The 4250-nt window shown below is 47.3% G+C and carries 7 protein-coding genes and 1 rRNA gene; 7 read left to right on the top strand and 1 reads right to left on the bottom strand.

The features are described 5' to 3' along the window. From AC0YOB_RS38245 to AC0YOB_RS38215, 7 genes are all read left to right on the top strand, one after another. Positions 1-343, top strand: a 343-nt coding sequence (locus AC0YOB_RS38245; RefSeq protein WP_475797211.1) for a hypothetical protein, incomplete at its 5' end; no start/stop codon positions are given. Between the two features lie 469 nt (positions 344-812). Continuing rightward, positions 813-1070 carry a spore gernimation protein GerQ gene (locus tag AC0YOB_RS38240; protein WP_475797210.1) on the top strand — a complete coding sequence of 86 codons (258 nt, stop codon included), beginning with the start codon at positions 813-815 and terminating at the stop codon, positions 1068-1070. A gap of 36 nt (positions 1071-1106) precedes the next feature. Beyond that, entirely contained in the window at positions 1107-1487 is a 381-nt protein-coding gene (locus tag AC0YOB_RS38235; protein WP_475797212.1) for a spore coat protein, read from the top strand. Further along, a complete protein-coding gene (locus AC0YOB_RS38230) occupies positions 1484-2620 on the top strand; it encodes a zinc-dependent alcohol dehydrogenase (RefSeq protein ID WP_475797209.1) in 1137 nt (378 codons plus the stop codon). Before AC0YOB_RS38235 ends, AC0YOB_RS38230 begins: the two co-directional genes overlap by 4 nt. Positions 2621-2644: 24 nt before the next feature. After that, positions 2645-2851 (top strand): hypothetical protein, encoded by a 207-nt coding sequence (locus AC0YOB_RS38225; protein ID WP_475797208.1) that lies wholly within the window; start codon positions 2645-2647, stop codon positions 2849-2851. Then, positions 2848-3147, top strand: coding sequence for a spore coat protein (locus tag AC0YOB_RS38220; RefSeq protein ID WP_475797207.1), 300 nt, complete (start codon positions 2848-2850; stop codon positions 3145-3147). The genes AC0YOB_RS38225 and AC0YOB_RS38220 overlap by 4 nt, the downstream gene beginning before the upstream one ends. Before the next feature lie 275 nt (positions 3148-3422). Then, positions 3423-3734, top strand: coding sequence for a metal-sulfur cluster assembly factor (locus AC0YOB_RS38215; RefSeq protein WP_475797206.1), 312 nt, complete (start codon positions 3423-3425; stop codon positions 3732-3734). A 412-nt stretch (positions 3735-4146) separates the two neighbouring features. Here AC0YOB_RS38215 and AC0YOB_RS38210 read toward each other — a convergent pair. After that, positions 4147-4250, bottom strand: a 23S ribosomal RNA gene (locus AC0YOB_RS38210); the annotation flags it as partial.

The following is a 4250-nucleotide window of genomic DNA, read 5'->3' as shown; positions in this document are numbered from 1 at the left end:
ACAGCTTGGTTATTCCGCAGGGTCGCAAGCCGGCAACTCCCAAGCCGGACAAAATAACGCCTCAACTCAGCAAAACCCGGTTTATCAGGCAACTCAAGCGTACCAGCAGGAAACCGGTAACTCTCAAGCTGGACAAAATAACGCTTCAACTCAGCAAAACCCGGTTTACCAGGCAACTCAAGCTTACCAGCAGGAAGCCGGTAACTCTCAAGCCGGACAAAATAACGCATCAACTCAACAAAACCCGGTTTACCAGGCAACTCAAGCTTACCAGCAGGAAGGTCCCGTTCTTTCGCATCTTGGTTATTCCGCAGGGTCGCAAGCCGGTAACTCTCAAGCCTGACAAAATAATTTCAGCATGAACACCAACGTTAATTTAAGATGCAGCTAAAGCCACCTGCTTAACAGTTGCAGAAAAATAAAAAACCTCCTTCCCGCCCTTTCATGAAAAGCAATCGGCGAGAAGGAGATTTTATATTTTCGGCTTTGTCGAAGTTGGGATTACAAACGAAAAAAGCCGTAGGTCTTTCCAGAATATAAAACCTAATTGTTCATTTAAAGAATGGATGATTAACCGCGGGAATGGCGGTCGGATTGTGTTCACGGTGTTCGTAGTGGAATTTTTCTAACGAATAAATCATCGCTTTAAATTGTATGGTATGGCTGCCATCTTCAAATATTTGGATATGGTGAACAGTTCGGGACTCTTCTGGTAGAGATTCAACCGTTCTAAGACAGAAGCTTTCATTGAATAAGTTTGATACCGAGGGACAACATATCCCTTATCAAATATTTTTGAAGAAGGTGAGTAAATGATACACCAACACCAGCAACAAGCATTAGCCGCTCACGAATCCCTTGAAATTCATGAAGCACTCAACTTCAATACCTTATGCCTGGCCAAGTCCAAATTAATGCAAGGCCTTGTGTTTGACCAGGAACTGAAAGATTTGATGCAGAAGGACGTACAGCAGTCCATGCAAGCCATTGCTGATCTGCAAGCCGTGTATGCCAAAGCTCCCTTCCATGCCCCTATCCCGGAATTACGGCCAACCCCCATTTTGAATTGAGGTGACACTACATTGAATCAGGCAGATCCGATTAAGATGGATTATGTTGACCCCGCTAACTCGCTGAATATGCCCGAAATGGCCGATATGTCATTTGCCATGGACTTCCTTATCCGTGCTAAGGAGGGGGTTCGAAACACCGCCACAGCGTTGACCGAGGCTGTTTCACCCGATGTCAGGGCACTTTTGCGCACTCAGCTTCATCAAGGCATTGCGCTTCATCAGGAAATTACGGACCTAATGGTTCGCAAGAAATGGTTTCACCCCTATGAACTCCAGAAGCAATATCAATTGGATCAGCTGTCAGCTAATAATACGGTGGAAATCAGCAAGCTTAAGCTGTTCCCTGATGATACAACACGCAAAGGCATGTTCGATCGCACGCCGGACGAGCACATAGGAGGAAATAAGGCATGAAGGCAGTTACGTACCAAGGCATCAAGAATGTTGTCGTGAAGGAAGTCCCGGATCCGAAGATTCAGAAGGCGGATGACGCGATTATCAGACTGACGACCACAGCCATATGCGGTTCCGATTTGCACCTGATCCATGGGATGATTCCGAATCTGGAAGAGGATTATGTCATTGGACATGAGCCGATGGGTGTCGTTGAAGAGGTCGGTCCAGGCGTGACGAATTTAAAAAAAGGCGACCGCGTGATCATCCCGTTCAACATCGCCTGCGGGGAATGTTTTTATTGCAAAAATCACTTGGAAAGCCAGTGTGACCAATCGAACGAACATGGGGATATGGGAGGGTATTTCGGATATTCCGGCACAACCGGCGGCTATCCGGGCGGACAAGCCGAGTATCTGCGTGTGCCCTTTGCGAACTTTACGCATTTCAAAATTCCGGAAAACTGCGAGCATCCCGACGAGAAGCTGTGTCTCATTGCGGATGCCATGACAACGGCGTTCTGGAGCGTCGATAATGCCGGCGTGAAGGAAGGGGACACGGTCATTGTGATCGGCTGCGGGCCGGTTGGTCTATTGACGCAGAAGTTTGCCTGGTTCAAAGGGGCAAAGCGTGTAATAGCGGTGGATTACCTCGATTACCGTCTGCAGCACGCCAAACGGACGAACAAGGTAGAGATCGTCAACGCAGAGTCGGAGGAGAATATCGGCAATCATCTAAAGGAGATGACCAAGGGAGGTGCGGATATCGTGATCGACTGCTCGGGAATGAGCGGCAAGATGTCTCCGCTTGAATCCCTGGCAGCCGGCCTAAAATTGCAAGGCGGGGCGATGGGCGGTTTTGTTATTGCCTCGCAGGCCGTTCGCAAAGGCGGCACGATCCAGGTAACAGGCGTGTATGGGGGGCGATACAATGCTTTTCCGTTTGGTGACATTTTCCAGCGGAACGTCAATATTCGTACGGGACAAGCACCGGTCATTCACTATATGTCTTACATGTATGACTTAATCGATAAGGGCAAGATAGATCCAGGCGACGTCGTGACTCATGTCATCCCGTTAAGCGAGGCCAAACGCGGATATGACATTTTTGACACGAGACAAGACAACTGCATCAAAGTGTTGCTCAAGCCGTAATTTTACGATATAGGAGGAATTCTAATGATGTATGCCTTGCATGAAACACTCGAGGTTCACGAAATGGCTGCGTTCAAAACCATATGCTTGACCAAAGCCAAGACGATGCAAGGATTAATTTCGGATGCGGCTTTGAAGGATATTTTACAGCAGGATGTTGAGATCTCGACCCGCCAGCTGCAGGAGCTAGGGGCGATTCTGACGCAAGCTGAACAGGAGATGAAGGTATGAACACGCTTCTGGAGTATATAACCGGTATGAATACCATGACCGATCAGGTCATAGCGATGGATTTTTTGATCAATGCGAAAAGCGGCGTGAGGAACTACGCAATGGCGGTAACGGAAGCCGGAACACCGGAAATCAAGGCGATACTCACGAAGCAATTGGAGGAAGCCATTGATATCCATGAGCGAATCTTGACCTACATGCTGGAGCGTGAGTGGTACCATCCGTGGAACGTGCAGGAGCAATTGCGGTTTGACCTGCAGAACATTCAGACAGCCCTCGATGCACCTGTGCTGTAGTGCGGATGTGATTACTAGTCATCCCTTATCAAAATTTCTATTCAAAAGCCTGCTCATCGATATTGAATAAGAAACTTGAAACAGGTCATTTATGACATAACCGATAACAACAAAGAAGATATGGGCCGGCTTAGTCTCCCGGATTAATCGGTTGGGCGGCGGAAGCCGTGAATGTACTCTAAGCACCAAACCAGTCCGTTCATATTTGCCGGGCTTGACCTTTGAGGTTATCCCTTGTCAGGTTTGTTGAGAAGGAAAGGAGATGCTCTTCTGTTATGGATAAAGAAAGTGCCATTTGGACAGCTTTGGAGGAAGTACACGACCCTGAGGTAGGAGCTAATATCGTCGATCTTGGACTTGTATATGGAATTACTCTTGAAGAGAATGGGTTAGTGAAAATAAGAATGACACTTACAATTCCTGAATGTCCACTAGCCGATGAAATCGTAAAGGAAGTAGAAGAAGCTGCGGCATCCGTATCTGGTGTTAGCAAGGTCGAGGTTTTACTTGTATGGGAACCAAAATGGACTCCAGCAAGAATGAATGACAATGCCCGGGATGAAATCCGTTCGCACACCACTCTTTAATGATTGTAACCGTACTGAAGCTAGCCCTGTGATCCCAACGTGCAGAATCCAAAGGACCGCCCTCTACTTGACCATTGAGGGCGATTGGTGTTTTTCGGGGATCTACAGAAGGCAAATAAGCCGCTGCTTCCGTAAAGTAATGCAATAACTGAGAATCATCTCACTTCTGCGGCATACATTTGGGCTTTTTCATCAATAAATTTTGTGGTTCAGGGGCTATTAAAAATAAGTGAGGAACAACGAAAAAAACCACCATCCACTTTCGTGATTACGGTGATTTCGCTTATATTTGGGTTATTTCTTCTTTATTACACCCTGAAAACTGGATACGAACGTTTGCGAAACGTTTAGCGGCTCGATTTCCTCCAGCCTTCGGCTGACGGGTGGAACAAGACTTTCTCTTGCTCCGGTGTAGGATAAGCCCTCGACCGATTAGTATTCGTCAGCTGCACATCTTGCGATGCTTCCACCTCGAACCTATCGACCTGGTCGTCTACCAGGGGTCTTACGAATTGG

The organism is Paenibacillus sp. JT31N17 (genome assembly GCF_056269255.1).
This window is presented reverse-complemented; position numbering and strand designations above follow the sequence as displayed.

Coding starts and splice junctions, on each gene's coding strand:
- AC0YOB_RS38240 (WP_475797210.1), top strand. CDS start 813: ATGATACACCAACACCAGCAACAAGCATTAGCCGCTCACGAATCCCTT.
- AC0YOB_RS38235 (WP_475797212.1), top strand. CDS start 1,107: ATGGATTATGTTGACCCCGCTAACTCGCTGAATATGCCCGAAATGGCC.
- AC0YOB_RS38230 (WP_475797209.1), top strand. CDS start 1,484: ATGAAGGCAGTTACGTACCAAGGCATCAAGAATGTTGTCGTGAAGGAA.
- AC0YOB_RS38225 (WP_475797208.1), top strand. CDS start 2,645: ATGATGTATGCCTTGCATGAAACACTCGAGGTTCACGAAATGGCTGCG.
- AC0YOB_RS38220 (WP_475797207.1), top strand. CDS start 2,848: ATGAACACGCTTCTGGAGTATATAACCGGTATGAATACCATGACCGAT.
- AC0YOB_RS38215 (WP_475797206.1), top strand. CDS start 3,423: ATGGATAAAGAAAGTGCCATTTGGACAGCTTTGGAGGAAGTACACGAC.